Below are 26,124 nucleotides of genomic sequence, written 5' to 3' on the forward strand. Positions count from 1 at the left end.
GGTCCGGAGGGCAGCTAGGCAAGAAGGCTGACGCGAAGGCGAATCCATTTCTGTCTGTAATGTGACAAGCTTGCGGCCCCTCTATGACCGGTCGATTGCACTTTTGTGACAGTCGCGGAAAAGCCTGTCGATCAGCCGTCACGCGGGCCGAGGCTGACGGTCAGCCTTCGGTCTGGGCCAGCAGCGGCAGGCGCACCGTCACCGTCGTGCCCTGGCCGATGCGGCTTTCGATATCGAGCTGGCCGCGATGTCGCTCGACGATGTGCTTGACGATTGCCAGGCCCAGGCCTGTGCCCCCCTGCGCGCGGCTGCGGCTGGGATCGGTGCGATAGAATCGGCGGGTCAGGTGGGGGATATGCTCGGGCGGAATGCCATCGCCCCGGTCGCGCACCATCAGTCGCGCCATGCCGTTGGGTGTCACGTCGATCGCCACTGTCACGTCGCTCTCGGCCGCACCGTATTTCATGGCGTTATCGACAAGGTTGCGGACGAGCTGTTCCAGCTGGTTGCGATCACCGCGTACCATAAGGCCTTCAGCCGCCAGTTCGAACTTCAGGCGCTTGAGCCGCTCCGGCCCGGCCCCGTCACGCGCGGCCTGGCGCACCAGTTGCACCAGATCCAGGCTTTCGCGCGGCCGGTCGTGCTTCTCCGCTTCGACCCGGCTCAGCGACATCAGGTCATCGACCAGCGAAGCCAGCCGCCGCGCCTCGCGCAAGACCGTGTTATAGAACTTTTGCGCCTGGGCCGGGGGCATGTCCGCCCCTTCATCGGCCAGTGTTTCCATATAGCCGATGATTGAGGCGAGGGGGGTGCGCAGTTCGTGGCTGGCATTGGCTACGAAATCGGTATGCGCACGGCTGATATCGGCCTCGGCCGTGCGGTTGACCAGTTCCACCAGGCTGTAGCGCTGGTCGATCAACTGGTGCTGCATGTGCCAGATCGAGCGCGGGCCGGTGAGACCGGGAATGTCGACGCTGCCGCCGCTGCGCCGCCCCAGCAGTTCTACCGCCTCGGGGTGGCGGAAAGCCACGCGCGCGTCCTGGCCGATCACGTGCCCCCCCAATGCCTCGCGTGCGGCCTTGTTGGCCTGGATGATCCGCTCGCCATCCAGCATCAGCATCGGCAGGCCGGCGCTTTCCAGCAGCCCGGCCATGCCCGCCTGGGTAACCTGCATGGCATCGCCGCGGGGTGCGGGCGCTTCTTGCGGCGGGGGCTGGGCTAGCCAGAAGGAGGCACACCAGACCAGGGCCACGGCGAGCACGATCAGCCAGTTTACCCCGGCCACCAGCATGGCCACTGCAGTGAGCAGGGCCACGGCAAGGCCGCCAGCGGGTATGCGCGAGAAGATCATGCAAGGTGCCAATAGGGGTTCGGTCTGCGGGCGACTACCGGCAAACGCGATGGCGCACAATTGTGACCGGTGCGAGACATGTGGGATTGAGCAAGGATTGCTCTGGTGACCCCTACGGGAATCGAACCCGTGTTTCAGCCGTGAGAGGGCCGCGTCCTGACCGCTAGACGAAGGGGCCGGTTGCCGCTGGCGGCAAGAGCATATCAGCGCACCGGTGGTGACCCCTACGGGAATCGAACCCGTGTTTCAGCCGTGAAAGGGCCGCGTCCTAACCGCTAGACGAAGGGGCCACTGCGGTGCGAGCGGCGCACTTAGGGGTGTGCGTTCATGCGGTCAAGTCTGCTTTTCCGCAATTCCGTGCCGCCTGCACGAAAGGCGGTAGATCAATTGGCCCAGGCGGCATCTTCCAGGTGCAGTTCGGCAGCGGGACGGGCCCCCCAGTCGTCGATCTTGGGGCGCCCGGCCAGCCACAGCTTGCGCCCGCGCGCGCCGTGCAGCAGTGCCTGGCCCATCGCGCTTTCCGCCGCGCGGAAGGCGATGGCCTTGAAGCTGGCACCATCATCCCCCGCCGCGATCACCCGCAGGTGATCGGTGCCCACCACGTCCGCCTTGACCAGCCGCACTGGCCCCACGGCAATGCGCGGGCCTGGCCAGCCCATGCCGAATGGGCCGGCACGTTCGAGTGTTTCGACAAGTTCCGGGGAAAGACCGCGCGGGGCCAGGGCGAGGTCCAGCTTCAGCACGCGGTTGCCGGAAGCGCGGGCGACAGGGCCGGCCAGCCGGTCCTCCAGCCAGTCCGCAAACTGCGCCAGCCGGTCTTCGGCAATGGTCAGGCCGGCTGCCATTGCGTGGCCGCCGCCTTTCACCAGCAGGCCCGCCTTGGCTGCATCGATGATCGCCTCGCCAAGGTCCACGCCGGTGATCGAGCGACCCGAGCCCTTGCCGAGGCCATCTTCCTCATCGAGTGCGATGACCAGCGCGGGCTTGCCGGTCTTCTCCTTGATGCGTCCCGCCACGATGCCGATCACGCCGGGATGCCAGCCGCGGCCAGCCAGCACGTGCACGGCGCGGTTATGCTGACCGGCAAGCTGCTCCTCGGCCGCCTCCTGCACGGCGGCCTCGATGCCCCGGCGTTCCTCGTTCAGGCGCGAGAGTTGCTGGGCGAGGGCGGCGGCCTCGGCCGGATCCTCGGTGGTCAGCAGGCGCACGCCCAGCGTCGCTTCGCCCACCCGGCCGCCAGCGTTGATGCGCGGACCCAGGGCAAAGCCGCAGTCGCTGCACGAGGGCGGGCGCGAAAGGCGCGCGGCGTCGATCAGCGCGGCCATGCCCACATTGTGGCGCTTCGCCATGACTTTCAGGCCCTGCGCGACAAAGGCACGGTTGAGGCCGCGGATGGCCGCGACATCGGCTACCGTGCCCAGCGCCACCAGGTCGAGCAGGGCGAACAGGCTGGGTTCAGGCCGCCCCGCGAAGTAGCCACGTGCCCGCAAGGTGCGCACCAGCGCCACCGCCAGCAGGAAAGCGACACCCACGGCGGCCAGGTGGCCATGGGCCGCTGCCGCCTCGCTTTCGTCCAGCCGGTTGGGATTGACCAGGGCATAGGCGGGCGGAAGGTCCGGCGCGCACTTGTGGTGATCGACCACGATCACATCGATTCCGGCGGCGTGGGCCATGCCAAGGGCTTCGTGCGCCATGGCTCCGCAATCCACCGTGACGATCAGGCTGGAGCCAGCCGCACCCAGCCGGACCAGCGCCTCGCCCGAAGGCCCGTATCCTTCGAGCAGGCGGTCGGGAATATAGTGCTCTGCATGATGGCCCAGCATCCGCAGCAGCCGCACCAGCAGGGCTGCGCTGGTGGCCCCGTCCACGTCATAGTCGCCGTAGATGGTGACTTTCTCGCCGCTGATGACCGCCTCGGCCAGCCGCTCGGCCGCGCGGTCCATGTCCGCAAACTGGGATGGATCGGGCAGGAAATTGCGCAAGGACGGATCGCGGTGCAGCGCCAGGTCGTCGCGCGAGACGCCGCGTGCCAGCAGCAACTGGCCCACGATGTCCACCCCGCCACCGTCGATTCCCTGGTCCAGTTGCATCGGCCCGCCCAGCCACTGCCAGCTCCGGCCGGATAGCGAGGCATCAATTCCCAGAACGGAAGCGGTCGTATTCATAGTATTAGCGATTAGCGTTGTAAGGGGAATCGGGAAAGCCTGCTGACCCCCGATTGTCCGGCCGCGGTACGATTTGGTGGCCTATCTTTGACTCCGAACGATTTTCGCATAGGCAGGTATCAGGCGTAACTGGAAACCGAGGGTCGGTAAGAGGGGGGGATTGCAGACCATCGCACTCGCACATCGCCCCGCAGGTGGTAAGCTGGACAGCGCCGTCGCATTGCTGTTTGCGGCGGGCCAGCGGCCGCGCGCTTCCGATCTGGTGGCCCATTCGCTGAAGCAGGGCCAGTTTGCGGTGACCTTCGAGCCCGAGCCCGATGCGGTCGCGGGAGAGCGCCAGTGGGTTGAGCTGCTGGCCAATGGCCTGACTTTCGACCTTTCAGGCGTAGCACCCGGACCCTCGGAACGGGCCGAACAGGCTTGCCATTTCTATGGCTTCGATAGCAGGCCGGACCTTGCCCAGTTCGAAGTGATGCGCCTTGTGCCCGGCCCTCACCTGACCAGCGGCGGGCCGATGATTCCGGTAATCCGTTGCCTTGCCTGGCTGGCGGCGGAACTGGCCACGCTGGACGGGATCCAGGGGCTCATCTGGAAGCCGGCGCGCGCCGTGTCCTCCCCGGCCCATTTCCGCGAAGGTGTCACCCGCTGGATTGGCGGGGGTGCCTTTCCCGGCCTGGGACTGACGGCGCTGGTGCCGCAGGACGATGGCACGATGACCAGCGAGGGGCTGGCTCTGTTCACCGGGCAGGAACTGGTGATCGACCGGGCGATCGCCGAGGACCGCGCCGGTGCTGCCAAGCTGGCCGTGCGGCTGCTGCACTGGCTGGTGGAAACCGGCCGGATCGACCGCACCCAGTCGCTCACCGGACCTTCGGGCGAGACGCTGATGCTGGAGCCCGATCATCACGCTGGCGTGGTGCGGGTGTGGAGAGGGTCGCGCTAAACGGGCCCGGTGGCAAGGTTTCCGCGCCTCCCGCGGGGGCGCGGCGACACTATGCACCCTTGCGCTTCCGGGCGGTCAATGCACCCGGAACTCCCGGCTTTCGCGCCGGGATGCAACGCCACCACCTGCTGCCGCGGCAACTCGTGGCGCAGCCCTGGTTCGCCCGGATCATCGACCAGGTCGGCACCGACCGGCTGGGCCTCGATGACTTCCGCGCCAACGGCCTGCTCCTGCCGGCGCTGGAACAGGCGGCACAAGTGCTGGGGCTGCCGCTGCACCGTGGACCTCACAGGCATTACAACTCTGTGGTGATGGAGCGGGCGGGGCAGATAGAGGCTGGCTGGTCCGCCTGCCACGGTCGCGACCCCGACCGGGCGCGGAGCGAGCTTGTCATGCGCCTGCGGCTGCTGCAGCGGGCCCTGCGGCGCAGCCTGCTGCAACCCGCGCGCACGCTGGCGCGGCTCAACCGGCACGACCCTGCCTGGCACACGGTCGACTTCAGCGATCTGGATGCCATGGCCGATGCCCTGTGGCACGCCAGCGGCGACGATTCCGGGCTGGAGTGAGCCGGGACAGCTAGGTCGTGCTGGCCGCCTGTAATTCATCCCAGTGGCGCAGTAGCACTTCGTGCCGCAGCCGGGGGCTGGGTTGCTGGCGCAGTTCGCCGTGCAGCCGCCGCGCCACGTCACCAAGCCGTGCATCGCCGAAGGTGGCGGCGATATCGGCCAGGCGGTGCAACTGCGAGGCGAGATTGTCCCAGTTGGCGTCGTGCGGGTGCAGCCCGGGCGAGAGGGCGATTTCGCGCAGGCCGCTGAGCAGTGCCTGCCGACGCAGCAGGTAATGCGACCGCATCTCGCGCTGCTGGTGCGGATCGGACGGCCGCGTTGCAGGCGCATCGGCTTCGGCATGCTCGCTGGCGGCCATGGGCAGGCGCACCGTGAAGCAGCTACCCAGGCCGGGCGCACTTTCGAGGGCTATCTCGCCACCCATTGCACGAACGATCCGGCTGGTTAGTGCCAGGCCAAGGCCGGTTCCGCTGGCCGGCATGGCCGGTGCGGCGGTGCTGGCCTGGCGGAAGAAGGGCTGGAAGATATCCGCCTGCCGCTCGCGGGCGATCCCCGGGCCGGTGTCGATGACCGAGATCGCAAGTTGCGGCCCGCTGTCGGTCTGCGCCAGGCGGGCCTGTACGTCGATCCGGCCGCTTTCGGTGAACTTGATGGCGTTGCCCACCAGGTTGAGGACTACCTGGCGCAGGCGGGCGCGGTCGAGTTCGATCAGTGCTGGCACACCATCGTCCACCACCAGCACAAGCGTCAGCCCGCGGGCGCGGGCACTGGCCTGCATCAGGCCGACGCTGTGACCCAGCAATTCGCGCAGGTCGGTCGGCTCGGCCTCCAATTGCAGACCGCCGGCATCGATCCGGGTCACATCAAGCACATCACCCAGCAGGCGCAGCATGGTGCGACCGCTGTCGGCGATCAGTTCGGCCTGGCGCAACTGCTCCTCGGGCAGGGGTGCGGCCACCAGCAGTTCGGCCAGTCCCACAACACCGTTTGTCCGCGCGCGGATGTCGCGGCACAGCGCCTCCAGCACAGCGGCCTCCTGCGCTGCCTGCGATACCGGTTGGGGCGCTGGATCGGGGTCCGGCGCTGCAGCAGCACGGGCGAGCCGGCCTCGCCTGACCGCCACCAGCGCGACACCAAGGGCAGCCAGAGTGGCGAAGTTCACGATCAGGGCAAAGGCAAGCAGGTGATCCATGAATCCGGTCGCAGTAAACACTGCTGTCGGTCATGCCATCACCCGCCTTGGCAAAGGGCTTTCGCGCTGCCTCGCAAGATCACCTAGTGGTGGCGAGGGCCGTGCCGTTGGCGGCGGACAGAATCGCCCGCACGCTGGCTGTGGCAACGTCCTGGTCGATCCCCACGCCCCAGGTGCTGCGACCGTCGGGCAGGCGACACTCGATATAGGCGGCCGCGCGGGCATCGATGCCGGATCCCAGAGCGTGCTCAACGTAGTCGAGAACCTCAAAATCGAGACCGAACGCTTCGCGCATGGTGGCAAGGATCGTCGACAGCAGGCCCTTGCCCCGGCCCGAAATGCGCTGCTCCTGTCCGTCCACCAGGATCGTGCCGGTGAACAGGTGGGTGCCGTCGCTGGCCTTGCTTTCCTCGTAGTCGACCAGGCGGAACCGCTTGGGCACGTCACCGATATAATAGGCCTGGCGGAACGCTTGCCAGATATCGGCGGCGTTCAGTTCGCGGCCCAGTTCATCGGCCAGGGCCTGCACGTGGCGGCTGAAATCGGCCTGCATCTTCTTCGGCAGTTTCAGGCCCTGGTCCTGTTCCAGCACCCAGGCGAAGCCACCCTTGCCGGACTGGCTGTTGACGCGGATGACGGCCTCGTAGCTGCGGCCCAGGTCCGCCGGGTCGATCGGCAGGTAGGGCACGCGCCAAAGTTCGTCATTGCGCTGGCTCTGCGCTTCGAAGCCCTTCTTGATCGCGTCCTGGTGGCTGCCCGAAAAGGCCGTGAACACCAGTTCCCCGCCATAGGGGTGGCGCGGGTGGACGGGCAACTGGTTGCAGTATTCGACCGTCTCGATCACCTTGTCGATGTCGCTGAAATCCAGCTCCGGGTCGATGCCCTGCGTGTAGAGGTTCATGGCCACGGTCACCAAGCAGCAGTTGCCGGTGCGCTCGCCATTGCCGAACAGGCAACCTTCCACCCGGTCCGCCCCGGCCATCAGGCCCAGTTCCGCCGCCGCCACGCCGGTGCCGCGATCGTTGTGGGTGTGCAGGCTGATTACCGCAGCGTCCCGGTTGGGCAGGTTGCGGCAGAAATACTCGATCTGGTCGGCATAGATGTTGGGAGTTGCCGCTTCCACCGTGGCCGGCAGGTTGAGGATGATGGGGTTGTCGGGCGCGGGGCCGACCACCTGCATCACTGCTTCGCACACCTCCAGGCTGAAATCGAGCTCGGCGGTGGAGAAGGTTTCGGGGCTGTATTCGAACTGCCAGCGGGTGCCGGGGCGCTTGGACGCCTCGTCCACCAGTAATTGCGCGCCCTTTATCGCGATCTGCCGCACCTCGTCGCGGCTCATGCGGAAGACGATTTCGCGCCAGGCGGGGCTGACTGCATTGTACAGGTGGACGATGGCGCTGTGCGCGCCTTCCAGGCTTTCGAAGCTGCGCTTGATCAGGTCCGCGCGCGATTGCGTGAGGACCTGGATCACCACGTCCTCCGGGATCTTGCCGGACTGGACGAGGCCGGAGATGAAATCGAACTCGGTCGCGCCCGCACTGGGGAAGCCGACTTCGATCTCCTTCACGCCTACTTCCACCAGCAGGTCAAAGAAGCGGTGCTTCTTCACCGCGTCCATCGGATCGATGATCGACTGGTTGCCATCGCGCAGGTCGGTGGACAACCACCGGGGTGCGCTTGCAATGGTGCGCGAAGGCCACTGGCGGTCCGGCAGGTTGACCTGCGGGAAGGCGTGGTACTTGCGGCTCGGGTCCTTGAGCATTGGCATGGGAACTGCCCTTATCGCTTATCGCCCGCGCGGCAAGGGGCGCTGGCGGAATTTCATGGCTGGGTAAAGGGGCCCTTAGGCAGTGTTCCGGCGATCGACCCGCTTGGGCGCGCACGGACAATGGCACGCCTAAGGGCGTGTAAGTCGCAGCAGCGCTAGGATGGAGCGGTTGCTCATACGCGCAGCATATGGGGGCGTGGTTAAGAAATGTCCAGCATTGCAAAAAGCGAAGCGCGCGATTCCCGCCGGGGAACCGCGCGCCTGCAATGCAAATGGCTGAAGAGCGCTTACTGCTTCTCGAACGCCACGGTGATGTTAAGGTCCACATCGTCGCCGATGCCGAACGGCACGCCCCAGCCCATGTTCCATTCGGAACGCTTGATGGTGGTGGTGCCGTGGAAGCCCACGGTTTCCTTGCGGCTCATGCCGTTGGTGCCGTTGCCCGACAGTTCGGCCTGGATGGTGACCGGCTTGGTCACGCCGTTCAGGGTCAGGTTGCCCATGATGTGCGCGGTACGCGGGCCGGTGGAGTGGACGGCGGTGGAGACGAAGCGGGCCGGGGCCGGATCCGGGCCGAAGAAGTCCGGCGCGCCACCATCACGGCCGGCGCGCAGCAGGTGGTCCTTCAGGCCGGCGCTGGGCACGGTCACCGAAGCGACCGGAATGGTCACATCGACGCTGGAATTGCTGATGTTTTCGACATCCAGGTTCAGCGTACCGGCCACATCGCCAAAGATGCCGAAGTAATCGTTGAAGCCGAGGTGGCTGACGCTCCAGCCGACCAGCGAGTGGGCGGCGTCGGTGCTGTAGGTGCCCGAGGTGGGGGCGGGCGGGGCCGCCGGGGCAGCGGGGGCGTTCTGTGCCTGCAGCGCGCCAACGGACAGGGTGGCCACGCCAGCGGCGGCGGCCAGGGCAAACAGGGTCTTGCGCATTGAGCGATCCTCTCAGTGAAACTTGTGGCGCGCAATGTGGCGGGCCTTGGCGGCCTTGTCCAGCGGCACCAAAGGGCAGTTTGTCGCGAATTGTCGCATTCTTGCCGGAATCAAAAAGGCCCCCGCCGTGGCAGGGGCCTCTTGTCGATGGGCGGTGAGGCCGATCAGTTCCTGGTCTGGTCGACCAGCTTGTTTTTGCCGATCCACGGCATCATGGCGCGGAGCTTGGCGCCAGTCTGCTCGATCGGGTGGGCTTCGGCGGCCTTGCGGGCAGCCTTCAGCTCGGGCTGGCCGGCGCGGTTGTCGAGCACGAAGTTCTTCACGAAACGGCCGCTCTGGATGTCGGCCAGCACGCGCTTCATTTCGGCCTTGGTCTCGGCGGTGATGATGCGCGGACCGGTGGTGATGTCACCGTATTCGGCGGTGTTGCTGATCGAATAGCGCATGTTGGCAATGCCGCCTTCATACAGCAGGTCGACGATCAGCTTGGTTTCGTGCAGGCACTCGAAATAGGCCATTTCGGGCGCGTAGCCGGCTTCCACCAGCGTTTCGAACCCGGCCTGGATCAGGTGGGTGATGCCGCCGCACAGCACGGCCTGTTCGCCGAACAGGTCGGTCTCGCACTCTTCCTTGAAGTTGGTCTCGATGATGCCCGAACGGCCGCCACCGACACCGCTGGCATAGGCCAGGGCCACGTCATGGGCATTGCCGCTGGCGTCCTGATGCACCGCGATCAGGCACGGCACGCCGCCGCCCTTCTGGTATTCGCCGCGCACGGTGTGCCCCGGGCCCTTGGGCGCGATCATGATCACGTCGATGTCCGAGGGGACTTCGATCAGGCCGAAGTGGATGTTGAGGCCGTGGGCAAAAGCCAGCGCCGCGCCGGGCTTCATCTTGCCCTTCAGGTCGTTTTCCCAGATCGCGGCCTGATGCTCGTCGGGCGCCAGGATCATCAGGATGTCGGCCCAGCCGGCCGCTTCGCTGTTGCTCATCACCTTGAAGCCGGCACCTTCGGCCTTCTTGGCCGAAGCCGAGCCGGGACGCAGCGCGATAGCCACGTTCTTCACGCCCGAATCGCGCAGGTTCTGCGCGTGCGCGTGGCCCTGGCTGCCATAGCCCAGGATGGCGATGTTCTTGTCGGTGACCAAGTTGAGGTCGGAGTCGGCGTCGTAATAGACTTTCATGTTCGGTCCTAAGTATTCGAAACAACGGCGAAGAGCGTGAGCGCTCCGATCGAAAGAATGAACGGCCAGCCGATATGCTTGCCGCGGGTAATTGCGGCGTCCGCAAGGCCGCCAAGAATGTGCGCGGTGGCGATAGCCAACAAAATTGTCCGGTCAACAAAAGAACCGGTTCCCGCTGAAACCAGCACCCCGGCGATGACCAGCCACAGTACCGAGGTCCAGTGCCAGGCGAAGCGCAGCACCTGGCGGGCCAGCGGCTCGCGCATGATCCGCGCCTGGCTGTGGATCACCGGGCCGATCAGCCGGATCTCGCCCAGCACCGAATGAATAGAGGCGGTCACGACACACAGCGCCGCAGCAAGAAGCAGGGCCCACTGCGCCATCAGGCGGCCTCCGGACCCCGCATCATGCCGACAACGCCGGTGCGGCCCACTTCCACAAGCCCCAGTTCGCGCATCAGGGCGATGAAGCTGTCGACCTTGTCCGGCGGGCCGGTGATCTCGAAGATGAAGCTGCCGGTGGTTGTATCCACGGGCCGCGCGCGGAAGATATCGGCCAGGCGCAGGGCTTCTACCCGCTTCTCGCCCACGCCGGACACCTTCACCAGCGCCAGCTCGCGTTCCACGTGCGGGCCGGCCTGGGTCAGGTCAACCACGCGGTGGACGGGAACCAGCCGGTCAAGCTGGGCCTCGATCTGGTCGATCACGTGCGGCGGGCCGTTGGTGACGATGGTGATGCGGCTGACCGAGTGGTTTTCCGAGATATCGGCCACGGTAAGGCTGTCGATATTATAGCCGCGCGCGGTGAACAGCCCGGCGATCTTGGCCAGGATCCCGGCCTCGTTATCGACCGTGATGTTGAGCACGTGGCGCTCGGCTTCGCTCTGCTTGATTTTCATCATGGTATCCTCAGACCAGCGCCTTCGCTTCATCGTCCAGCGTGCCGGCCACCTGGTCGCCATAGAGCAGCATTTCGGTGTGCGCCGCGCCGCTGGGGATCATCGGGAAGCAGTTGGCTTCCTTGGCCACCATGCAATCGACCATCACTGGCCCGTCGTGGTCGATCATCGCCTGGATGCCGGCGTCCAGCTCGTCTTCGCTGGTGATGCGGATGCCCTTCCAGCCATAGGCTTCGGCCAGCGCCACGAAATCGGGCAGGCTATCGGAATAGCTGTTCGAATAGCGGCTTTCATAGGTCAGTTCCTGCCACTGGCGTACCATGCCCATGTATTCGTTGTTGAGGATGAACACCTTCACCGGCAGGCGGAACTGGCTGGCGGTGCCCATTTCCTGGATGTTCATCTGGATCGATGCTTCGCCGGCCACGTCGATCACCAGCTTGCCGGGATTACCCAGTTGCGCGCCGATGGCGGCGGGCAGGCCATAGCCCATCGTGCCCAGGCCGCCGCTGGTGAGCCAGCGGTTCGGCTCGACGAAGCCGAAGTACTGCGCGGCCCACATCTGGTGCTGGCCTACCTCGGTGGTGATCACGGGATCCAGCTTGTGGGTCAGGGCGTGGAGCCGCTCGATCGCCTTCTGCGGCATGATCATGCCGTCCTTGCTCTTGGCAGGATAGGCCAGGCTGTCGCGCGCGCGCCAGCCGGCCAGGCGGGCGTTCCATTCGGACAGGTCCTGGGCTTTCCGGTTCCCCCAGCACTCGATCATCTGCTCCAGGACCGTGGCGCAATCGCCCACGATGCCCAGGTCCACCGGCACCACCTTGTTGATCGAGGCGCGGTCGATATCGATGTGGATCTTGGTGGAATCGGGGCTGAATGCGTCAAGGCGGCCGGTGACCCGGTCATCGAAGCGCGCACCGATGTTCACCATCACGTCGCACTGGTTCATCGCCATGTTGGCTTCCAGCGTGCCGTGCATGCCCAGCATCCCCAGCCAGGCCGGGTGATCGGACGGGAACGAACCAAGGCCCATCAGCGTGGACGTTATGGGCGCGCCGGTCAGCGCCTGGAAGCGGCGCAGCAGCTCGCTGGCGCGCGGGCCGGAATTGATCACGCCGCCGCCGGTGTAGAAGATCGGCGCCTTGGCATTGGCGATCAGCTCAACCGCCTCGGCAATCTCCTCCGGCGGGGCGACCATGCGCGGGTTATAGCGGCGATGGCGCTGGATCGGCGCATCGCTCCACGGCGCAGTGGCAACCTGCACGTTCTTGGGAATGTCGATCACGACCGGGCCGGGACGGCCGGTGGTGGCGATCTCGAACGCCTCGTCGATCGTGGCGGCCAGTTCTGCCGGGTCCTTCACCAGATAGTTGTGCTTGGTGCAGTGGCGGGTGAGGCCGATCGTGTCGGCTTCCTGGAATGCATCGGTGCCGATCAGGTTGGTTGCCACCTGGCCGGTGATGACCACCAGCGGGATCGAATCAAGGAAGGCATCGGCAATGCCGGTGATGGCGTTGGTCGCGCCGGGGCCGCTGGTGACCAGGACCACGCCGGGCTTGCCGGTGGAACGGGCATAGCCTTCCGCAGCATGGGCCGCGCCGGCTTCGTGCCGCACAAGGATGTGGCGGATACGATCATCCGAAAACAGCTCGTCATAGATCGGCAGCACCGCGCCACCGGGGTAGCCGAAGACGAATTCCACGCCCTGGCGGACCAGCGTTTCGCACAGGATGGCCGCGCCGCTGCGTTCCTGGGTCACTTTAACTTCTCCAACTTCCAATGTGCTTCGGGCTGAAATGATCGGCCCGGCGCGATCTGCGTCGCACCGGGCCTCTCCCTCTCCAACCGGAAAACTCGTGTGAGCGGCCTGCTAGGCGACACAAAATGCCATGTCAACTCTTAGTTGCGGAATAATATTTCAAAGTCATCGCGCAAATCGACATTTTCAGGCTGCTTGCGCGGCCATTCCGCTGGCGGCTGGTGGCGCAGCCAGGTGTATTGCCGCTTGGCATAGTTGCGCGTGGCTTGCTGGCCCATGGCAATCGCCTCCTCGCGGCTCCACGATCCGTGCGAGCAGCCGGCAATCTCGCGCACGCCGATGGCGCACATCACCGGCAGCAGCGGATCGAGCCGGCGATCGAGCAGGGCTTCCACTTCCTCCACCGCACCGCTGTCCATCATCCGCGCGAAGCGGGCATCACAGCGGGCGTAAAGCGCTTCACGCTCGGGCAGCAGCACCATGGGGGCGAGGGTGATCTGATCGCCGATGCCGCCAACCTTGTGCTTCTGCCATTCCTTGAGCGACTTGCCGGTGGATCGGACCACCTCCAGTGCGCGCGACGTACGTTGTCGGTCACCCCGGTTGAGCTGCAGGGCATAGCCGTAGTCCTCCTGCAGCAGAGCGGCATATATCTGCGGCGGCGTCATCGCCCGCACCGCCTCGCGCACGGTGTCGTGGATCGGCGGGACCGGGGCGATGCCATCCAGCAGGGTGCGGATATAGAGGCCCGTGCCGCCCACCAGTATCGGCACCGCCCCGGCCGCATGGGTGCGGGCAATTTCCGCCTTCGCCGCTTCGGCCCACTCGGCGGCCGAGCATGCGTCGGCCCCGTCCCAGGCACCGAACAGCCTGTGTGGCACGCCGCGCATCTCTTCGGCCGAGGGACGCGCGCTCAGCACCCGCAGGTCGGCATAGACCTGCGCACTGTCGGCGTTGATGACCACCGCCTCGCGCCCGGCATCCTGCAGGGCCAGCGCCAGCCGCACGGCCAGATCGCTCTTGCCGCTGGCGGTCGGCCCTGCAATGAGCGCGAGCCTTCTCAAGTCCGGAGTATGATCCTTGCTCATTGCCCGCCTGATAGCAGACACCGCCGCCCTGGAAACACGGCTGGATGCCTTTGCCGCCGATCTCGCGGCCCGGGGGCTGGCGATGGCAGGCGCGCAACTGCTGGATGCCGGCAGTGATGTACTGGAGATCTCCTCGCCTGACGATGACATGGAGGCCTTCCGCGCTGCCGTTGACACGCATTTCGCCCCCAGCGATGCCATCCTGGCCCGCGCGCCCATTGCCGTGCCGCAAGTGTTCGTCAGCGACATGGATTCGACCATGATCGGGCAGGAATGCATCGACGAACTGGCCGACTATGCCGGCATCAAGGACCAGATCGCCGCCATTACCGAACGGGCGATGCAGGGCGAACTCGATTTCGAATCGGCCCTGCGCGAGCGGGTGGGCCTGCTGGCCGGGCTGGATGAGGCCGCCATTGGCCAGTGCCTGGCCGAACGCATCCGCCCCAATCCGGGTGCCCGCACCTTGGTGGAGACGCTTAAGCATCGCGGTTGCCGCACCGTGCTGGTGACCGGCGGCTTCCACCATTTCGCCGATCCGGTGGCCGAGATGATCGGCTTCGAACGCGTGGTCGGCAACCGGCTCGATGTGGCCGACAGCAAGTTGACCGGCGGGCTGGTGGGCGCCATCTGCGGCAGCGCCACCAAGCAGGGTGTGCTGGAGGAGGAAATCGCCCTGCTCGGCGGCGAGGTGGTCAGCATGGCCGCGGGTGACGGGGCCAATGACATCCCGATGTTGCAGGCCTCCACCTACGGCATGGCCTACTACGCCAAGCCCAAGGCGCGGCTGGCGGCCAACGGCTGGGTGGACCGTGGTGACCTGACCGCGCTGCTCAAGCTGCTGGGCATTTTCCAGAACGACTGGGTGGGCTGAGGGTCAGCTTTCCATCCACTCCCTGAAGAAGCCCAGATTGGCCTGCTTCAGGTCACCGATCTGGACCCCGAACAGGCAGTCACCACCCACGGTGCCCAGGCGCCGCAGGCCGGAGCTGGCGGTGTCCTCGTTGCGGGTGCCCTTGGCGATCTGAGCCTGGAAGGCGGCCACATCGGGCACGGTGATGATATAGCGGCCCTGGTCCTCGCCAAACCACCAGCGGGCGGGGTTGTAGTCGGGGTGGTTGTCGACCTCGGCGCCCAGGCCGCTGGCCATGGCCATTTCCGCCAGCGCCACGGCCATGCCGCCGTCCGACACGTCGTGCACCGCGTTGACCAGGCCGGCATCGATCAGTTCACGGATGAACTCGCCGTTGTACTTTTCCAGCGTCAGGTCCACCGGCGGCACGCGGCCTTCCTCGCGTCCGTGGATCTCGCGCAGCCACAGGCTGCGACCTACCAGGCTGCGGGCGTGGATCGGGGTGGCCCAGGGCTCGGCACCCATCAGGAAGATCGCATCGCCTTCCTGCTTGAAGGGCATGGTCATCATGGTGGCATAGTCGGCAATAACGCCCACGCCGCCGATGGCCGGGGTGGGCAGGATGGCGCTGCCGCCGCCGGTGGCCTTGCTTTCGTTATAGAGGGACACGTTGCCGCTCACGATCGGGAAGTCGAGCGTGCGGCAGGCCTCGCCCATGCCTTCCAGCGCGTGGACCAGCTGGGCCATGATTTCGGGCCGCTGCGGGTTGGCGAAGTTGAGGCAGTTGGTCACCGCCAGCGGCCTCGCGCCAACGGCGCACAGGTTGCGATAGGCCTCGGCAATGGCCTGCTTGCCGCCTTCGTAGGGGTCGGCAAAGACATAGCGCGGCGTGCAATCGGTGGTGATGGCCAGCGCCTTGCGGGTGCCGTGGACGCGCACCACACCGGCATCGCCGCCGGTTTGCAGCGTATCGGCACCCACCTGGCTGTCGTACTGCTCCCAGATCCACTTGCGGCTGGCGAGATCCGGGCAGGCCAGCAGCTTCAGCAGGTCAGCGCCGATATCGCTGCCGTCTTCCGCGCCGTTGGGCACGTTTTCAAGCGGCTTCGTGCCGGCCCATTCGCGGTACTCGGCCTTGGAGATATAGGGCCGGTCATATTCCGGCGCGTCGGCGGCCAGCGGCCCCAGCGGAATGTCGCAGACCACTTCGCCGTTCCATTCCAGCACCATGTGGCGGCTGTCGGTCACCTCGCCGATCACGGCAAAGTCGAGCTCCCACTTGCGGAAGATCGCCTCGGCCATGGCCTCCTTGCCGGGCTTCAGCACCATGAGCATCCGCTCCTGGCTTTCGCTAAGCATCATTTCGTAAGGCGTCATGCCCTCTTCGCGGCAGGGCACCATATTCATGTCCAGCCGGATACCGGTTTCACCGTTGGTGGCCATTTCCACGCTGGAGCTGGTCAGGCCCGCCGCGCCCATGTCCTGGATGGCGACGATGGCATCGGTGGCCATCAGTTCCAGGCAGGCCTCGATCAGCAGCTTCTCGGTGAAGGGGTCACCCACCTGGACCGTGGGGCGCTTTTCCTCGGCATCCTCGCCAAAGTCGGCGCTGGCCATGGTCGCGCCGTGAATGCCGTCACGCCCGGTCTTGCTGCCGACATAGACGATGGGGTTCCCCACGCCGGTGGCGGCCGAGTAGAAGATCTTGTCTGCATCGGCCAGGCCCACGGTCATCGCGTTGACCAGGATGTTGCCGTCATAGGCGGCATGGAAGTTCGTCTCGCCGCACACGGTGGGCACGCCCACGCAGTTGCCATAGCCGCCGATGCCGGCCACCACGCCGTGCACCAGGTGCTTCATCTTGGGGTGGTCCGGCCGGCCGAAGCGCAGGGCATTGGCATTGGCGATAGGTCGCGCACCCATGGTGAACACGTCGCGCAGGATGCCGCCGACCCCGGTCGCCGCGCCCTGGTAGGGCTCGATATAGCTGGGGTGGTTGTGGCTCTCCATCTTGAAGATGGCGGCCTGGCCATCGCCGATGTCGATCACCCCGGCGTTCTCGCCCGGCCCGCAGATTACCCACGGGGCCTGCGTCGGCAGCTTCTTCAGGTGCAGGCGCGATGACTTGTAGCTGCAATGTTCCGACCACATGACCGAGAAGATGCCGAGCTCAACCAGGTTGGGCTCGCGGCCGAGCGCGTGTAGCACGCGCGCGTATTCGTCTTCGGACAGCCCGTGCTGGGCAACGATCTCGGGAGTGATCTGGGACATGGCCAGAGCCCTTAACGGGAGCGGCGGGGAGTCGCTAGTCCCCCCGGCGCGCGATGGCCGGGGTTTTCCCCCTCACGGGGTTAGCCGCAGTACGGCCCACGTGGCGACGCCGGATGCAACGGCGGTGGCGAAAGTGCCCCAGGCAATATCGGTCAGGCTGATGTGGGTGGCCCACACCTTCATCACCGCCTGCGAGGTGAGGTCGAATGTGGCATAGCACAGCGCCCCCAGCAGCGCGCCGTTGAGCAGGGCGGTGGCGACCGAGCCCGCCTCAACCCCCGGACGGATCGCAAACCAGACCATGCCGGCAATGTAGATCAGGTAGAACACCAGAGCGGGTGCCAGCCGGAAGCTGTCTGCCAGGATCTCCCCGATTACCGGGCGGTAGAGGTTCGGCCCGGCCCAGCGCAGCCACAAGGCATCCAGCGCACCGAAGGCAATGGTGGCCGCGGCATAGGCGATAATCCACTTCATGCGTTTCTCCCGGCAGGTGCGGCAGCTTGACCGCTTGCCCTGTGAGCGTCAATGGTCGCGCATGGTCGAAACCAACGCTGAAATTGCCGCCCTCAGCTTCGAAGACGCCTTGCGCGCGCTGGAAGACGTGGTGCGCCGGCTGGAAAGCGGCGAGGTGCCGCTGGACGAATCGATTTCCCTCTACGAGCGGGGCGAAGCGCTGCGGGCCCACTGCCAGGCACGCCTGGATGCGGCGCAGGCGCGGATCGAGAAGATCGTGGCCGGCCCCGATGGTCGCGCCTCCGCCACCGTACCCTTCGATCCGGACTGAGGCGGGGATGGGGCTTACACTTGCCGATAACGTCCTGGCTGAAGGACTGAAACGCATCCAGCGCGAGGTGGACGCCGCGTTCGATGTGATCCTGCCGGTGCCTGGCGATGCCCGCGCCCGGCTGGTGGAAGCCATGCGCTATGCTGCCATCGGCGGCGGCAAGCGGGTACGCCCGCTGCTGGTGGCGACCGTGGCGGGGATGTACGGCGCCAGCCGCAGCGCCGCCGTGCGCGCCGGTTGTGCGATCGAGGCGATCCACGTCTATTCGCTGATCCATGATGACCTGCCGTGCATGGATGACGACGCCATGCGCCATGGTAAACCCACGCTGCACGTGCAGTTCAACGAGGCGCTGGCCGTGCTGGCGGGCGATTCGCTGCACGCGCTGGCCTTCGAACTGCTGGCCGGTCATGAGGTATCGAGCGACCCCTTCATCCGCGCCGAACTGGTCTGCTGCCTGGCCAAGGCCAGCGGCCACAACGGCATGGCCGGCGGGCAGGTGATGGACATGGCGGCCGAGGAAGAGCAGTTCGACCTCCAGGGCGTCACCCGCCTGCAGCAATTGAAGACCGGTGCCCTGCTGATGTGCGCGGTGGAAATGGGCGCCATTCTGGGCAAGGTGCCAGAGGAAGGCCGCCACCACCTGCGCGCCTATGCCCGCGACATCGGCCTCGCTTTCCAGATCGCCGACGACCTGCTGGATCACGAGGGTGACGAGAAGCTGGCCGGCAAGGCGCTGCGCAAGGACGAAGGGCAGGGCAAGGCCACTTTCGTTTCCCTGATGGGCCCGGAAAAGGCCCGCGAACAGGCGCGGTTCCTGTCGGAGCAAGCGATCGGCCATCTGGCGGTGCATGGCGCTGAGGCAGACCTGCTGCGGGCGCTGGCACGCTATATTGTCGAGCGTGACCATTGATGGTGGAACGTATCGGCCTCTATCCCGGCACCTTCGACCCCTTCACCCTGGGCCATGCCGACATCATGCGGCGCGGGGCCAAGCTGGTGGATCGTTTGATCGTGGGCGTCACCACCAATCCCAGCAAGGACCCGATGTTCACCCCGCAGGAGCGGATGGACATGGTGCGGTCAGAAGTGGCGCGGCTTGGTTTGGCCAATGTCGAGGTCAAGGGTTTCGATGCCCTGCTGATGGACGTGGCCGAGCGGGAAGGGGCCAGCATCATCGTGCGCGGCCTGCGCGCGGTGGCGGACTTCGAGTACGAATACCAGATGGCCGGGATGAACCAGCAGCTCAACTCCCGCATCGAGACCGTGTTCCTGATGGCCGACATCAGCCTGCAGCCCATCGCCAGCAAGCTGGTGAAGGAAATCGCCTTCTATGGCGGCGATGTCAGCCGCTTCGTCAGCGCGCCGATCTGCGAGGCGGTGGTGGCGCGGGTGGAGAAGATCGGCCGCAAGGGCGAACGCTAGGTTCGCCAGATCGGGCCATCCCCCGCGCAAAGTGCCATGTTCATTGAACTGTCAGCCCCAAGCCACTAGGGCTGCACCCGACGTATTCCCGCAAGGACCAGACAAGCTCCCGTGATGAACCGCCTGCTCGCTTCGCTGATCGCCCCGCTGGCCCTGGGTGCCGCCCTTGCCGTGCCTGCCGCCGCGCAGGATGCGCCGGTCGCTCCCGCCGTTACCGAAGTGCCGGTACTGGCTGCCAATCCGGACCTGAATGTCGACCGCGAGAACATCTTGTTCCTCGACCTGTCGAATGGCCGGCGCGTGGCCATCCGGCTTGTCCCGCAGTGGGCCCCGGGCCACGTAGCGCGGGTGAAGGAACTGGCGCGCAGCGGGTTCTACAACGGAGTGATTTTTCACCGCGTGATCGATGGCTTCATGGCGCAGACCGGCGATCCGACCGGTACCGGCCAGGGCGGATCGGAGCTGCCGGACCTGACGGCAGAATTCAACCGCATGCCGCACGTGCGCGGTTCGGTCTCGATGGCGCGCCTGGGCAACGATGAGAACAGCGCGAACAGCCAGTTCTTCATCGTCTTCTACCCGCGCTTCTCGCTCGACCGGAACTATACCAACTTCGGCCGGGTCATTTCCGGGATGGATGCAGTGGACGCGATCGAGCGGGGCGAGCCGCCGGCCAACCCCACGCGCATCCTGCAGGCGACCATAGCGGCAGATAACATTCCGCAACTGATGCCCACTGCACCGCGGCCGCTTTCGCAAGCTCCCGCCCCGGTGGAACTGCGCAGCGCCGCCGGTAACTGATGCCGGCGACGAGTTTGGCCCGCCGTGCGGGTTGACCTGTTCGATTTTGACCTGCCGCCAGAACGCATAGCGCTGCGGCCCGTGCGCCCGCGTGATGCTGCGCGCATGCTGGTGGTGCGGGGCAGCGATGCGCCTTTCGAGGATCGGGGCGTGCTTGACCTGCCGGCGCTGCTGAACCCCGGCGATGTCATCGTGTTCAACGATACCCGCGTCATTCCTGCCCAGCTTGAGGGCATGCGGGGTGAGGCCCGCATCGGTGCCACTCTGCACAAGCGGGTGGACCTGCGGCGCTGGCAGGCTTTCATCCGCAACGCCAAGCGGCTGCGGGTGGGCGATATCATAGCCTTTCCGGCAGGTGTCCAGGCCGTGGCCGAAGCGCGGAACGATGACGGCAGCTTCACCCTGGCCTTCGCGGGTGACGAGCCGGTGGAAGTGCTGCTGGAGCGGGCCGGGCGGATGCCGCTGCCACCCTATATCGCGCAGAAGCGCGGCGGCGCGGACGAGGCGGACAAGGCTGATTACCAGACCGTTTTCGCGCGCGAGGATGGCGCGGTTGCCGCGCCCACCGCCTCGCTCCACTTCACGCCGCGCCTGCTCGATGCGCTGGATGCCGCCGGGATCATCCGCGCCACGCTGACCCTGCACGTGGGCGCGGGCACATTCCTGCCGGTCAAGGCCGAGGATACGACCAAGCACAGGATGCACGCCGAGTTCGGCCGCATCCCGGCGGAAACGGCGGCGCTGCTGAACGAGGCGCGGGCCAAAGGCGGGCGGATCATCGCCGCCGGGACCACCGCGCTGCGCCTGCTGGAAAGCGCCGCGGACGAACAGGGGACGATCCACCCTTTCGAGGGCGATACGGCCATCTTCATCACGCCGGGATATCGCTTTCGCGCGGTCGACGGGCTGATGACCAACTTCCACCTGCCCAAGAGCACGCTGTTCATGCTGGTCAGCGCGCTGATGGGGCGCGAGCGGATGCAGGCCGCCTATGCCCATGCCATAGCGCAGGAATACCGGTTCTACAGCTATGGAGACTCCAGCCTGCTGCTGCCGTAAGGGGCGGGCCTACTCGGTGGTCTTGCCGTCGAAATGCTCGTGGGCAGCCTCTGCCTCGGCGCAGGTGGCGTGGATCGTTCCATCGATATGCTCGGGCGGCCCATAGATGGTGTACATCTTGAGCGGTTCGGACCCGGTGCAGCGCACGTTGTGGCGGGCACCTTGCGGCACGATGACGGCATCGTCAGCCTTCACCTGATAGATATTTTCGTCAATTTCCACCTCGCCTTCGCCCGCCTCGAAGCGGAAGAACTGGTCGCGGTCGTCGTGAATCTCGGCGCCGATGTCCTCGCCCGGTTGCAGGGTCATCAGCACCAGTTGCAGGTTGTGGCCGGTGTAGAGCACCTTGCGGAACAGCTCGTTCTGCTCGGTCGCCCGTTCGATGTTGTCGTGATAGCCCTTCACGTGCCGCTCCTTTGCCGGTTCCGTCCGTTGCATGATGGTTCGGCAGATGCATCCGGGCAAGGGGCACCTTGGCCGGAGTAAAGAATGCGTTGGCTTGTCAAACCGGTCGGCTTGCCCAAGGTTGCGGCCCATGGTCAGAGACATTGCCGATCCGATCCTGGAGATTCGCGGACTCCAGAAAACCTATCCCAATGGCCCCACGGCGCTGGGCGGGGTGGACCTGTCCATCCGCAAGGGTGAGATCTTCGCTCTGCTTGGCCCCAACGGCGCGGGCAAGACCACGCTGATCGGCAGCGTTTGCGGGCTGGTGAATCCCACCGGCGGCACCATCAGCGCCTTCGGGCACGACCTGGCGCGGGACTGGCGCAGGGTCCGCAGCCGCATCGGTCTGGTGCCGCAAGAGCTCAGCTTCGACATGTTCGACAAGGTAATCCGCCAGGTGCGCTATTCGCGCGGGCTGTTCGGCCTGCCGAATGATGAAGCGCGGATCGAGGAAGTGCTGCGCAGCCTCAGCCTGTGGGACAAGCGGGATGAGCCGATCCGCAAGCTGTCGGGCGGCATGAAGCGCCGGGTGATGATCGCCAAGGCGCTGGCGCACGATCCTGACCTGTTGTTCCTGGACGAGCCGACCGCCGGGGTGGACGTGGAACTGCGGCGCGACATGTGGGACCAGATCGGTGCTCTGCGCGATCGCGGCACCACGATCATCCTCACCACCCACTATATCGAAGAGGCCGAGGAAATGGCCGACCGGGTGGGCGTGATCAACAAGGGCCGCATCCTGCTGGTGGACGACAAGGCCGCCATCATGGCCAAGCTGGGCCGCACCGAGGCGCACTTCACACTGGCGGCGCCGCTCGACAGCCTGCCTGATGCGATCGCCCACTATCCGGTTGTGCTGGAACAGGGCGGGTTTCGCCTCACCTATCGCGGCGGCGACGGCACCGGCAAAGGCAAGCGCGAGGTGGCCGAACTGGCGCAGGACCTGGTGCGCGCCGGCATTGCCTATACCGGGCTGGAGACTGCCGAATCGACGCTGGAGGAGATTTTCGTGGGCCTGCTCAACGAACAGGAGAAGGCGGCATGACCCTCAACCTGCGCGGCTCCGCAGCCATCCTGAAGAACGAGCTGACGCGGTTCTTCCGCACGGCCTTCGGCAGCATCGTTTCGCCGGTATTGACCACCTCGCTTTATTTCATCGTCTTCGGCGCGGCCATCGGCGGGCGCATCCAAGAGATCGACGGCGTGTCCTACGGTGCGTTCATCGTGCCCGGCCTGCTGATGCTGACGCTGCTTTCCGAAAGCACCAGCAACGCCAGTTTCGGCATCTACATGCCCAAGTTCACCGGGGCGATCTACGAGTTGCTCAGCGCGCCGGTGGGCGTGGCCGAGACGCTGATCGGCTTCGTGGGGGCGGCGGCACTGAAATCGCTGATCATCGCCGCGATCATCCTGGTAACCGCGCTATTCTTCGTCGATTACACGATTGCCCATCCGCTGTTCGCGCTGGGCTATGTGGTTCTGGTGGCGGCCGCCTTCAGCCTGTTCGGCTTTGTCCTGGGTCTGTGGGCGGATGGCTTCGAGCGGTTGCAGATCGTGCCGATGCTGATCCTTACCCCGCTGACCTTCCTGGGTGGCACGTTCTATTCCATCGACATGCTCGCCGAGCCGTGGCGCACCGTGGCCCAGCTCAACCCGATCTTTTACCTCATCAACGGCCTGCGTTGGACCTTCACCGGCACCAGCGACGTGCCGATCGGCGTGGCTTTCGGCATGACACTGGCGTTCGTCGTCATCTGCATCGCGATCATCGCATACATCTTCCGCACGGGCTGGCGCCTGCGCGAATGATGAATTAATCTGCGACCCATGCGGACGGCAGCGATCTTTTGCGTTTTGGTAGCGCTATCACCCGTGGCAGCACAGGCCGAGCTGCCCGATGGCGCGCGGCAGATGATCGAGGCTGCCATTGCCACGGGAGATGTGGCCAAGGTGGATACCGTCGCGGCCGTGGCACGCAGCACCTGGCCGGGCGAGGTGGCGGCGATCGACGCGCTGGTCCAGCCCTTCCACCAGGCGCGGGCAGAAGCTGCCGCGCAGCAGGCCGCCGCGGCACAGGAGGCGATCCGTACTGCCGGCCTGTTCGAGCGCTGGGGCGGGGAAGGGCAAATTGGCGCCTTCCAGTCCAGCGGCAATACCGATGCCGTGGGCCTGACCGGGCAGTTGCAACTGAAGCGCGAGGGGCTGCAGTGGGAACACAACCTGCGCGCTTCTGCTGACTATCGCCGCACCAACGGCCGGACCGACCGCGAGCGGTTTTCTGCCGGGTATGAGCCGCAATACACCATCAGCGAAGGGATCTTCGCCTATGGCCTGGCCCAGTTCGAGCGTGACCAGGTGCAGGGCTTTACCGCCCGCTATGCCGCCTCAGGTGGGCTGGGGATCCGGGTGTTCGACACCGACAGCCTGGACCTGTCGTTGAAGGCCGGCCCTGCCTGGCGGCGTACAGAACTTTCCAGCGGTGTGGCGGAAAGCAGCATTGCCGCGCTGGCCGGCCTCGATTTCGATTGGAAGATCAGCGACCGGGTGAAGCTGACGCAGGATGCCAATGCCGTGGCCGAAGCGGGCGGGCGGGCCGTGGCCTTCATTGGCGGGGACAGCACCAGCATCAACCTGGTCACCGGGCTGGAAGGCCGTCTCAGCAGCGAACTGAGCGCGCGCCTCTCCTGGACGCTGGATTACAACAGCGGACCACCTGCGGGAGCGGTTGCAACCGACACGCTCACGCGCTTTACGCTGGTCTATGACTTCTGATTCTCCCCCTGCCGACAATCAACGGTTCGAATTTTCCATTCATGCCACCGACGGCAAGGCCCGCACCGGCACGATCCGCATGCGCCGGGGCGACATCCGCACGCCCGCCTTCATGCCGGTGGGCACTGCTGCCACGGTAAAGGCGATGAAGCCCGAGGCCGTGCGGGCGACCGGGGCAGACATCATCCTGGGCAACACCTACCACCTGATGCTGCGCCCCGGCGCTGAACGGGTGGCGCGGCTGGGCGGGCTGCACAAGTTTATGAACTGGCCGCGCCCGATCCTGACCGACAGCGGCGGTTACCAGGTGATGAGCCTGGCAGACCTGCGCAAGCTGACCGAAGAAGGGGTCAGCTTCAAGAGCCACATCGACGGCAGCCGCCACATGCTGAAGCCGGAACGCTCCATGGAAATCCAGCGCCTGCTGGGCAGCGATATCGTGATGGCCTTCGACGAATGCCCGCGCGCCGACCGGCCGCGTGACGAGATTGCCGCCAGCATGGAACTGTCGATGCGCTGGGCCAGGCGCAGCCGTGACGGGTTCGACAGCGGCGGCGAGCACGCGGCGAACTCCGCCCTGTTCGGCATCCAGCAGGGCGCGCTGGACGAAGACCTGCGGCGCATCAGCGCCCAGAAGCTGACCGAAATCGGATTCGACGGCTATGCCATCGGCGGCCTGGCCGTGGGCGAGGGGCAGGAGGCAATGTTCGCCACGCTCGACTTCGCCCCCGGGATGCTGCCGCAGGATCGCCCGCGCTACCTGATGGGTGTGGGCAAGCCCGACGACCTGGTGGGCGCGGTGGAGCGCGGGGTCGACATGTTCGATTGCGTCCTGCCCACAAGGTCTGGCCGCAATGGGCAGGCGTTCACCTGGTCCGGCCCGCTCAACATCCGCAATGCACGGCACGCCGAGGATACCGGCCCGCTCGATCCGCGCTGCACCTGCCCCACCTGCGGCACCTATAGCCGGGCCTATCTCCACCACCTCAACAAGGCGGGTGAGATGCTGGGGGCCATGCTGATGACCGAGCACAACCTGAGCTTCTACCAGCAATTGATGGCCGCCATGCGCGAGGCGATCGCAGCAGGCACTTTCGCCGCTTTTGCCGCCCGCTTCCGCGCTGATTACCTGCAAGCCTGAGGCATAAAAGAAAAGGGCGGCCCTTGCGGACCGCCCCTTCGTGTCAGGCTGATGCCGGACCTTAGCGCGAGTAGAACTCGACCACCAGGTTCGGTTCCATCTGCACCGGATAGGGCACTTCATCCAGCGTCGGCACGCGGCTGAAGGTCACCTTGTCGGTGCCATCGACCACCACGTAGTCGGGGATGTCGCGCTCGGGCAGGCTCTGGGCTTCGATCACCAGGGCCATGTTCTTGGCCTTGTCACCCAGGCTGATCACGTCACCCACGTCAACCCGGCGGCTGGCGATGTTGCACTTCACGCCGTTCACGCGGATGTGGCCGTGCGACACGATCTGGCGCGCAGCGAACACGGTGGGGGCGAACTTGGCGCGATAGACCACCATGGCCAGGCGGCGTTCCAGCAGGCCGATCAGGTTCTGGCTGGCGTCACCCTTCATCGCGGTGGCTTCTTCATAGGTGCGGCGGAACTGCTTTTCCGTCACATCGCCGTAATAGCCCTTCAGCTTCTGCTTGGCGCGCAGCTGCAGGCCGAAGTCGGACATCTTGCCCTTGCGGCGCTGGCCGTGCTGGCCGGGGCCATAGGACCGCTTGTTGACCGGCGAGCTGGGACGGCCCCAGATGTTCTCGCCCATGCGGCGGTCGAGTTTGTGCTTGGCGCTTTGGCGCTTCGACATAGGTCTTCTCCAATTTGCGGGCCCGGCCCCAGTGGCAAGGCTTCAACCC

General features: G+C 65.9%; 26 protein-coding genes and 2 tRNA genes. 12 read left to right on the forward strand and 16 right to left on the reverse strand.

What is annotated here, in order from left to right; translation table 11 throughout:
* Nucleotides 1–160: 160 nt before the first annotated feature.
* The 4 genes from GRI99_RS08475 to recJ form a co-directional block, all read right to left on the reverse strand.
* On the reverse strand, nucleotides 161–1,351 hold the full coding sequence (locus GRI99_RS08475) for a sensor histidine kinase (RefSeq protein WP_160771568.1): 1,191 nt from the start codon (nucleotides 1,349–1,351) through the stop codon (nucleotides 161–163).
* A gap of 103 nt (nucleotides 1,352–1,454) precedes the next feature.
* Nucleotides 1,455–1,529: transfer RNA gene (locus GRI99_RS08480), tRNA-Glu, on the reverse strand.
* A 37-nt stretch (nucleotides 1,530–1,566) separates the two neighbouring features.
* Nucleotides 1,567–1,641: transfer RNA gene (locus GRI99_RS08485), tRNA-Glu, on the reverse strand.
* Nucleotides 1,642–1,734: 93 nt separating this feature from the next.
* Complete coding sequence (recJ, locus tag GRI99_RS08490) at nucleotides 1,735–3,516, reverse strand: single-stranded-DNA-specific exonuclease RecJ (RefSeq protein ID WP_160771569.1); 1,782 nt, start codon at nucleotides 3,514–3,516, stop codon at nucleotides 1,735–1,737.
* A gap of 262 nt (nucleotides 3,517–3,778) precedes the next feature.
* On the opposite strand from recJ, the gene GRI99_RS08495 reads away from it, so the two are divergent.
* Both GRI99_RS08495 and GRI99_RS08500 read left to right on the forward strand, forming a co-directional pair.
* The gene (locus GRI99_RS08495; protein ID WP_160771570.1) at nucleotides 3,779–4,459 is read left to right on the forward strand and encodes a hypothetical protein; all 681 of its coding nucleotides are present in this window, start codon (nucleotides 3,779–3,781) and stop codon (nucleotides 4,457–4,459) included.
* 59 nt (nucleotides 4,460–4,518) lie between these two features.
* Nucleotides 4,519–5,025: an AHH domain-containing protein gene (locus GRI99_RS08500; protein WP_272917389.1), complete on the forward strand. Its 507-nt coding sequence runs from the start codon at nucleotides 4,519–4,521 to the stop codon at nucleotides 5,023–5,025.
* 10 nt (nucleotides 5,026–5,035) lie between these two features.
* Here GRI99_RS08500 and GRI99_RS08505 read toward each other — a convergent pair whose 3' ends face one another.
* The 8 genes from GRI99_RS08505 to miaA form a co-directional block, all read right to left on the reverse strand.
* The gene (locus GRI99_RS08505) at nucleotides 5,036–6,217 is read right to left on the reverse strand and encodes a sensor histidine kinase (protein ID WP_160771572.1); all 1,182 of its coding nucleotides are present in this window, start codon (nucleotides 6,215–6,217) and stop codon (nucleotides 5,036–5,038) included.
* 79 nt (nucleotides 6,218–6,296) lie between these two features.
* Entirely contained in the window at nucleotides 6,297–7,985 is a 1,689-nt protein-coding gene (gene leuA, locus GRI99_RS08510; RefSeq protein ID WP_160771573.1) for a 2-isopropylmalate synthase, read from the reverse strand.
* Nucleotides 7,986–8,272: 287 nt separating this feature from the next.
* Nucleotides 8,273–8,917, reverse strand: coding sequence for a YceI family protein (locus tag GRI99_RS08515; protein WP_160771574.1), 645 nt, complete (start codon nucleotides 8,915–8,917; stop codon nucleotides 8,273–8,275).
* A gap of 164 nt (nucleotides 8,918–9,081) precedes the next feature.
* Nucleotides 9,082–10,101: a ketol-acid reductoisomerase gene (ilvC, locus tag GRI99_RS08520; protein ID WP_160771575.1), complete on the reverse strand. Its 1,020-nt coding sequence runs from the start codon at nucleotides 10,099–10,101 to the stop codon at nucleotides 9,082–9,084.
* An 8-nt stretch (nucleotides 10,102–10,109) separates the two neighbouring features.
* Nucleotides 10,110–10,484, reverse strand: coding sequence for a hypothetical protein (locus tag GRI99_RS08525; RefSeq protein ID WP_160771576.1), 375 nt, complete (start codon nucleotides 10,482–10,484; stop codon nucleotides 10,110–10,112).
* Nucleotides 10,484–11,002, reverse strand: coding sequence for an acetolactate synthase small subunit (gene ilvN / locus GRI99_RS08530; protein ID WP_439098429.1), 519 nt, complete (start codon nucleotides 11,000–11,002; stop codon nucleotides 10,484–10,486). The genes GRI99_RS08525 and ilvN overlap by 1 nt, the downstream gene beginning before the upstream one ends.
* A 7-nt stretch (nucleotides 11,003–11,009) precedes the next feature.
* On the reverse strand, nucleotides 11,010–12,758 hold the full coding sequence (gene ilvB / locus GRI99_RS08535; RefSeq protein WP_160771577.1) for a biosynthetic-type acetolactate synthase large subunit: 1,749 nt from the start codon (nucleotides 12,756–12,758) through the stop codon (nucleotides 11,010–11,012).
* A gap of 140 nt (nucleotides 12,759–12,898) precedes the next feature.
* Nucleotides 12,899–13,846, reverse strand: coding sequence for a tRNA (adenosine(37)-N6)-dimethylallyltransferase MiaA (gene miaA / locus GRI99_RS08540; protein WP_160771578.1), 948 nt, complete (start codon nucleotides 13,844–13,846; stop codon nucleotides 12,899–12,901).
* Here miaA and serB point away from each other — a divergent pair.
* Nucleotides 13,839–14,720, forward strand: coding sequence for a phosphoserine phosphatase SerB (gene serB / locus GRI99_RS08545; protein WP_160771579.1), 882 nt, complete (start codon nucleotides 13,839–13,841; stop codon nucleotides 14,718–14,720). The two genes, miaA and serB, sit on opposite strands and share 8 nt — an antisense overlap.
* Nucleotides 14,721–14,723: 3 nt before the next feature.
* On the opposite strand, the gene purL is transcribed toward serB, so the two are convergent.
* The gene (purL, locus tag GRI99_RS08550) at nucleotides 14,724–16,970 is read right to left on the reverse strand and encodes a phosphoribosylformylglycinamidine synthase subunit PurL (protein ID WP_160771580.1); all 2,247 of its coding nucleotides are present in this window, start codon (nucleotides 16,968–16,970) and stop codon (nucleotides 14,724–14,726) included.
* Nucleotides 16,971–17,042: 72 nt separating this feature from the next.
* A complete protein-coding gene (locus tag GRI99_RS08555) occupies nucleotides 17,043–17,444 on the reverse strand; it encodes a DUF2177 family protein (protein ID WP_160771581.1) in 402 nt (133 codons plus the stop codon).
* A gap of 61 nt (nucleotides 17,445–17,505) precedes the next feature.
* Between GRI99_RS08555 and GRI99_RS08560 the strand changes: the two genes are divergently transcribed.
* The 5 genes from GRI99_RS08560 to queA all read left to right on the forward strand — a co-directional run bounded on the left by GRI99_RS08560 (nucleotide 17,506) and on the right by queA (nucleotide 21,039).
* Nucleotides 17,506–17,754: an exodeoxyribonuclease VII small subunit gene (locus GRI99_RS08560; RefSeq protein WP_160771582.1), complete on the forward strand. Its 249-nt coding sequence runs from the start codon at nucleotides 17,506–17,508 to the stop codon at nucleotides 17,752–17,754.
* Nucleotides 17,755–17,761: 7 nt separating this feature from the next.
* Complete coding sequence (locus GRI99_RS08565) at nucleotides 17,762–18,667, forward strand: polyprenyl synthetase family protein (RefSeq protein WP_160771583.1); 906 nt, start codon at nucleotides 17,762–17,764, stop codon at nucleotides 18,665–18,667.
* On the forward strand, nucleotides 18,667–19,179 hold the full coding sequence (coaD, locus tag GRI99_RS08570) for a pantetheine-phosphate adenylyltransferase (RefSeq protein ID WP_160771584.1): 513 nt from the start codon (nucleotides 18,667–18,669) through the stop codon (nucleotides 19,177–19,179). Before GRI99_RS08565 ends, coaD begins: the two co-directional genes overlap by 1 nt.
* Before the next feature lie 114 nt (nucleotides 19,180–19,293).
* The gene (locus tag GRI99_RS08575; RefSeq protein ID WP_160771585.1) at nucleotides 19,294–19,980 is read left to right on the forward strand and encodes a peptidylprolyl isomerase; all 687 of its coding nucleotides are present in this window, start codon (nucleotides 19,294–19,296) and stop codon (nucleotides 19,978–19,980) included.
* Between the two features lie 24 nt (nucleotides 19,981–20,004).
* Nucleotides 20,005–21,039, forward strand: coding sequence for a tRNA preQ1(34) S-adenosylmethionine ribosyltransferase-isomerase QueA (gene queA / locus GRI99_RS08580; protein ID WP_160771586.1), 1,035 nt, complete (start codon nucleotides 20,005–20,007; stop codon nucleotides 21,037–21,039).
* 9 nt (nucleotides 21,040–21,048) lie between these two features.
* Here queA and GRI99_RS08585 read toward each other — a convergent pair whose 3' ends face one another.
* The gene (locus tag GRI99_RS08585; protein ID WP_202392986.1) at nucleotides 21,049–21,477 is read right to left on the reverse strand and encodes a cupin domain-containing protein; all 429 of its coding nucleotides are present in this window, start codon (nucleotides 21,475–21,477) and stop codon (nucleotides 21,049–21,051) included.
* 97 nt (nucleotides 21,478–21,574) lie between these two features.
* Between GRI99_RS08585 and GRI99_RS08590 the strand changes: the two genes are divergently transcribed.
* The 4 genes from GRI99_RS08590 to tgt all read left to right on the forward strand — a co-directional run bounded on the left by GRI99_RS08590 (nucleotide 21,575) and on the right by tgt (nucleotide 25,399).
* Entirely contained in the window at nucleotides 21,575–22,531 is a 957-nt protein-coding gene (locus GRI99_RS08590; protein ID WP_202392987.1) for an ABC transporter ATP-binding protein, read from the forward strand.
* Entirely contained in the window at nucleotides 22,528–23,295 is a 768-nt protein-coding gene (locus GRI99_RS08595) for an ABC transporter permease (RefSeq protein WP_160771587.1), read from the forward strand. The genes GRI99_RS08590 and GRI99_RS08595 overlap by 4 nt, the downstream gene beginning before the upstream one ends.
* A 63-nt stretch (nucleotides 23,296–23,358) precedes the next feature.
* Nucleotides 23,359–24,258 (forward strand): DUF481 domain-containing protein, encoded by a 900-nt coding sequence (locus GRI99_RS08600; protein ID WP_337192891.1) that lies wholly within the window; start codon nucleotides 23,359–23,361, stop codon nucleotides 24,256–24,258.
* Nucleotides 24,248–25,399, forward strand: coding sequence for a tRNA guanosine(34) transglycosylase Tgt (tgt, locus tag GRI99_RS08605; protein WP_160771589.1), 1,152 nt, complete (start codon nucleotides 24,248–24,250; stop codon nucleotides 25,397–25,399). Before GRI99_RS08600 ends, tgt begins: the two co-directional genes overlap by 11 nt.
* 61 nt (nucleotides 25,400–25,460) lie before the next feature.
* Here the strand turns inward: tgt and rpsD are convergent, their stop codons facing one another.
* Nucleotides 25,461–26,075: a 30S ribosomal protein S4 gene (gene rpsD, locus GRI99_RS08610; RefSeq protein ID WP_160771590.1), complete on the reverse strand. Its 615-nt coding sequence runs from the start codon at nucleotides 26,073–26,075 to the stop codon at nucleotides 25,461–25,463.
* Between the last annotated feature and the right edge of the window lie 49 nt (nucleotides 26,076–26,124).

The sequence above is a fragment of the Alteraurantiacibacter buctensis genome (assembly GCF_009827655.1).
In the GTDB taxonomy this organism is placed as follows: domain Bacteria; phylum Pseudomonadota; class Alphaproteobacteria; order Sphingomonadales; family Sphingomonadaceae; genus Alteraurantiacibacter; species Alteraurantiacibacter buctensis.

Bases quoted from the DNA above. Each gene is read 5' to 3' on its own strand.
- GRI99_RS08475 (WP_160771568.1), bottom strand. From the start codon at position 1,351: ATGATCTTCTCGCGCATACCCGCTGGCGGCCTTGCCGTGGCCCTGCTC.
- recJ (WP_160771569.1), bottom strand. From the start codon at position 3,516: ATGAATACGACCGCTTCCGTTCTGGGAATTGATGCCTCGCTATCCGGC.
- GRI99_RS08505 (WP_160771572.1), bottom strand. From the start codon at position 6,217: ATGGATCACCTGCTTGCCTTTGCCCTGATCGTGAACTTCGCCACTCTG.
- leuA (WP_160771573.1), bottom strand. From the start codon at position 7,985: ATGCCAATGCTCAAGGACCCGAGCCGCAAGTACCACGCCTTCCCGCAG.
- GRI99_RS08515 (WP_160771574.1), bottom strand. From the start codon at position 8,917: ATGCGCAAGACCCTGTTTGCCCTGGCCGCCGCCGCTGGCGTGGCCACC.
- ilvC (WP_160771575.1), bottom strand. From the start codon at position 10,101: ATGAAAGTCTATTACGACGCCGACTCCGACCTCAACTTGGTCACCGAC.
- GRI99_RS08525 (WP_160771576.1), bottom strand. From the start codon at position 10,484: ATGGCGCAGTGGGCCCTGCTTCTTGCTGCGGCGCTGTGTGTCGTGACC.
- ilvN (WP_439098429.1), bottom strand. From the start codon at position 11,002: ATGATGAAAATCAAGCAGAGCGAAGCCGAGCGCCACGTGCTCAACATC.
- miaA (WP_160771578.1), bottom strand. From the start codon at position 13,846: ATGAGCAAGGATCATACTCCGGACTTGAGAAGGCTCGCGCTCATTGCA.
- purL (WP_160771580.1), bottom strand. From the start codon at position 16,970: ATGTCCCAGATCACTCCCGAGATCGTTGCCCAGCACGGGCTGTCCGAA.
- GRI99_RS08555 (WP_160771581.1), bottom strand. From the start codon at position 17,444: ATGAAGTGGATTATCGCCTATGCCGCGGCCACCATTGCCTTCGGTGCG.
- GRI99_RS08560 (WP_160771582.1), top strand. From the start codon at position 17,506: ATGGTCGAAACCAACGCTGAAATTGCCGCCCTCAGCTTCGAAGACGCC.
- GRI99_RS08565 (WP_160771583.1), top strand. From the start codon at position 17,762: ATGGGGCTTACACTTGCCGATAACGTCCTGGCTGAAGGACTGAAACGC.
- coaD (WP_160771584.1), top strand. From the start codon at position 18,667: ATGGTGGAACGTATCGGCCTCTATCCCGGCACCTTCGACCCCTTCACC.
- GRI99_RS08575 (WP_160771585.1), top strand. From the start codon at position 19,294: ATGAACCGCCTGCTCGCTTCGCTGATCGCCCCGCTGGCCCTGGGTGCC.
- GRI99_RS08585 (WP_202392986.1), bottom strand. From the start codon at position 21,477: ATGCAACGGACGGAACCGGCAAAGGAGCGGCACGTGAAGGGCTATCAC.
- GRI99_RS08590 (WP_202392987.1), top strand. From the start codon at position 21,575: ATGGTCAGAGACATTGCCGATCCGATCCTGGAGATTCGCGGACTCCAG.
- GRI99_RS08595 (WP_160771587.1), top strand. From the start codon at position 22,528: ATGACCCTCAACCTGCGCGGCTCCGCAGCCATCCTGAAGAACGAGCTG.
- tgt (WP_160771589.1), top strand. From the start codon at position 24,248: ATGACTTCTGATTCTCCCCCTGCCGACAATCAACGGTTCGAATTTTCC.
- rpsD (WP_160771590.1), bottom strand. From the start codon at position 26,075: ATGTCGAAGCGCCAAAGCGCCAAGCACAAACTCGACCGCCGCATGGGC.